This is a genomic window from Mesorhizobium sp. LNHC229A00, from assembly GCF_000502415.1.
Taxonomy (GTDB): domain Bacteria; phylum Pseudomonadota; class Alphaproteobacteria; order Rhizobiales; family Rhizobiaceae; genus Mesorhizobium.
On record NZ_AYWQ01000053.1, the window covers coordinates 1 to 2,627 of the forward strand.

Below are 2,627 nucleotides of genomic sequence, written 5' to 3' on the forward strand. Positions count from 1 at the left end.
CTTTGACTTGAAAAACGCCATTCGCCATTCGCTGAAGGCGTTCGGCATCCGCCTGGGCAAGGTCGGGCGAGGAGCCTTCGATCATGCGGTGCGCACCGCGGTGGCGGAAGATCCACTGTCGTCCGAGCTGATGGACGCCATGCTGTCGGCGTGCGCAGCGCTGTGGAAGCAGTATTGCCGGCTGCACGACCTCGTCGTCGAAATGGTGGCCCGCAGCGAACTTTGCCGACGCCTGATGGCAATCCCCGGTGTCGGTCCGGTCACAGCACTTTCGTTCATGACGGCGAGCGATGATCCGTCGCGCTTTTGCCGCTCACGCGACGTCGCGACGTACCGCCGGCTGACGTCGCGACGTTGGCAGTCGGGCACCTCAATCGACGTTCAGGGCCGCATATCGAAGGTCGACGATGCTGACGTGCGACGCTACTTCATGAGGCGGCTTCGGGCTGATGACGTGCTTCAAGGGCTCCGACAGGTCAAGAACTGGGGGCCAGGCGCTCGCCAAACGTTCCTGCCACCAGAGGGCCTGTGTCGCCGTGACGCGCACGGTGGCGGTGGCCAGGCACGCCATGCGGGCCGACGGAACGTTCTATGCTGACGATTCCCGGGCGAGCCGAAGCGGTGCCGCCCGGCGTGCTCATCGCTGGGATCGAATGCTCTTGGGAGCGCATCGATGAGCGCGCGACGGAACTCGAAATGCGTGGCGACGGCGCGCGGACGGGTGCCATCTGACACAAGAGATCCGCTCCGGCGGATGAGAACCGATGCGGACCAGGAACGACGAAACGCACGTTATCCTGCCTGCGGCCCCGCTGATCACGAGACGACCGGGCCGCACCGGATTGCCTGTGACGCTGCTCCGTCAGCCCAATTGAAAAGTGCGCAACGACGGTTCTCGCGCTGCAAATAAGCAGCGCAACTACTCCGTTACAGAGCGCGGAAGGCTGCACGGCGCATCGAGAGTCGACACCAGAATACGGAATCGTGGCATAGAGCATAGAATAGTGTATTATCGTAGATTGGAGGATAATCGACGAGGCCGAATAACATCGCGCAAAGCACAGCCGATTAAGACGGCAAGATAAAAGGGCGCACATTGCGCTTCGGTCGGTTAGTTGTTTTTACTGAGATTTTCGGCGCCCTCGGCACATTGTATGCCTTTGCCGTAATGTGCATTCCGATGCTAAACAATTGTACCCGCTCAATAATTTTCAGTGTGCTTCTCGATTGGCGATTGCAATTGTCCATGAATATTGTGGAAGCGGCTCCGCACCGCCGTGAGGTTAAGCACTGGATGGCTGCCGCGTTGTTATGAGGGGCAGCCTTGCCCCTTGTCGACATGGCATCTTCGGCCGGCAGTCTGCGACATCGATCGCCTAAAGTGTGAACGTTGGACCGGTTGCTATGAATGGATACGCCGGCGCCACGCTGTCTTAAAAGTTATTCAAACCGCTGATAGGCCGATGGCGAGCGATGTGCATCAGCAGCCGCTGCTGACCGTGCGATATCGGCCGCGATCGAACTGAGACCTATCCCGCCGTGCAACTGACACGCCTTGAGCTTTACAACAGGGTCTGCGACAGGCCTCTGAGCAAAATCGCTCCAGAGCTCGGAATTTCCGGCACGGTGCTGGCATCGATATGTAAGCGATATCAGGTTCCCTATCCTGGGTCGGGGTATTGGACGCGTAAATTGCTCGGGCTGCCGGTAGACTTGCCGCCGCTGCCGGAGGCATCGGACGAACTGATCGAGCTAACGGCGTCCACCCCAAAGCCTCGACGAAAGAGAACCGTGAAGGAAGGCTCTGTTCGCAAAGCCGGACCTGCCGCGAAGCCCCATCGTCCGGCGCGCCATCGGCTGCTCTTCGGCCTTGAAGAGCACATGCGAAAAACACGCGACGTAAAACAGGGTGAGTTCCTCAGGCCCTACAAGAGAATCCTGCCGGATCTGATTTCGTCGGAGACCCAGTTGCTTCGCGCACTCTCGATCGCCAACGATCTCTATCTCGCGCTGGACGAAAAGGGATACGGCGTTCAAATCGCGCCGGCCGCCGACGGCCTTGATCGCATCCGCATCAAGGAACAGCAGGTGGCTGCCTCGACCTCGGCCAGAACGCCAAGCGTGTAAAACCCCTTGGCGCCACCGCCATCAAGGCTGAGTATTCGGAAAGTTTTGCCTGTGGCAGTCTTCTTGACCATTTCGCCCAGAAACCCGTCTGTCGCGACACATAGACGAATTATGCTGGCCGGTGTCGAGGAATTCGAGGTTTTCACCAGAAACAGGTAATCAACCGAGCGATATCCGCACTTGCTGCACGAATTGCCACGGTGAAAACCGCTTGTGTCGCGTTGCGCACCAAACACAAGTCGCCTATCAATCGTTGACGTACAACAACGCTTTCCTGGGACTTCTTTTTGACATACATCACAATTGACGGCGACGACATCGGCCGGCAGATCACCGCGATGTACCTGCGCAACGATCCAGTCTCGCTCAGCGCTTTTGCCGCAATGGTTCAGGACAAGGCCGAGCAGATCGCACGCATGCTGCAGACGCAAGGGTTTACCGTGATCTTCTGCGCGGCTGATGGTGTGGTCGGCCACGCGGACAAGCCGCTATCCAACGGA

The 2,627-nt window shown here is 58.7% G+C and carries 3 protein-coding genes and 1 pseudogene; all 4 read left to right on the top strand.

The genetic code is table 11. The features are described from left to right. Positions 1-593: pseudogene (locus X742_RS00655) on the top strand (transposase); the annotation flags it as partial. Beyond that, positions 592-732, top strand: a complete 141-nt coding sequence (locus X742_RS1000000176320) for a hypothetical protein (RefSeq protein ID WP_023775543.1) — start codon at positions 592-594, stop codon at positions 730-732. The pseudogene X742_RS00655 and the gene X742_RS1000000176320, both read left to right, overlap by 2 nt. A gap of 960 nt (positions 733-1,692) precedes the next feature. Beyond that, on the top strand, positions 1,693-2,127 hold the full coding sequence (locus X742_RS0139305) for a hypothetical protein (protein ID WP_198019286.1): 435 nt from the start codon (positions 1,693-1,695) through the stop codon (positions 2,125-2,127). A 287-nt stretch (positions 2,128-2,414) separates the two neighbouring features. Further along, on the top strand, positions 2,415-2,627 hold a 213-nt coding region (locus tag X742_RS140675), incomplete at its 3' end, for a mCpol domain-containing protein (RefSeq protein ID WP_023775545.1).

What these genes read in the sequence shown, in the direction of transcription:
- X742_RS1000000176320 (WP_023775543.1), top strand. Translation starts at nt 592, where the DNA reads ATGCTGACGATTCCCGGGCGAGCCGAAGCGGTGCCGCCCGGCGTGCTC.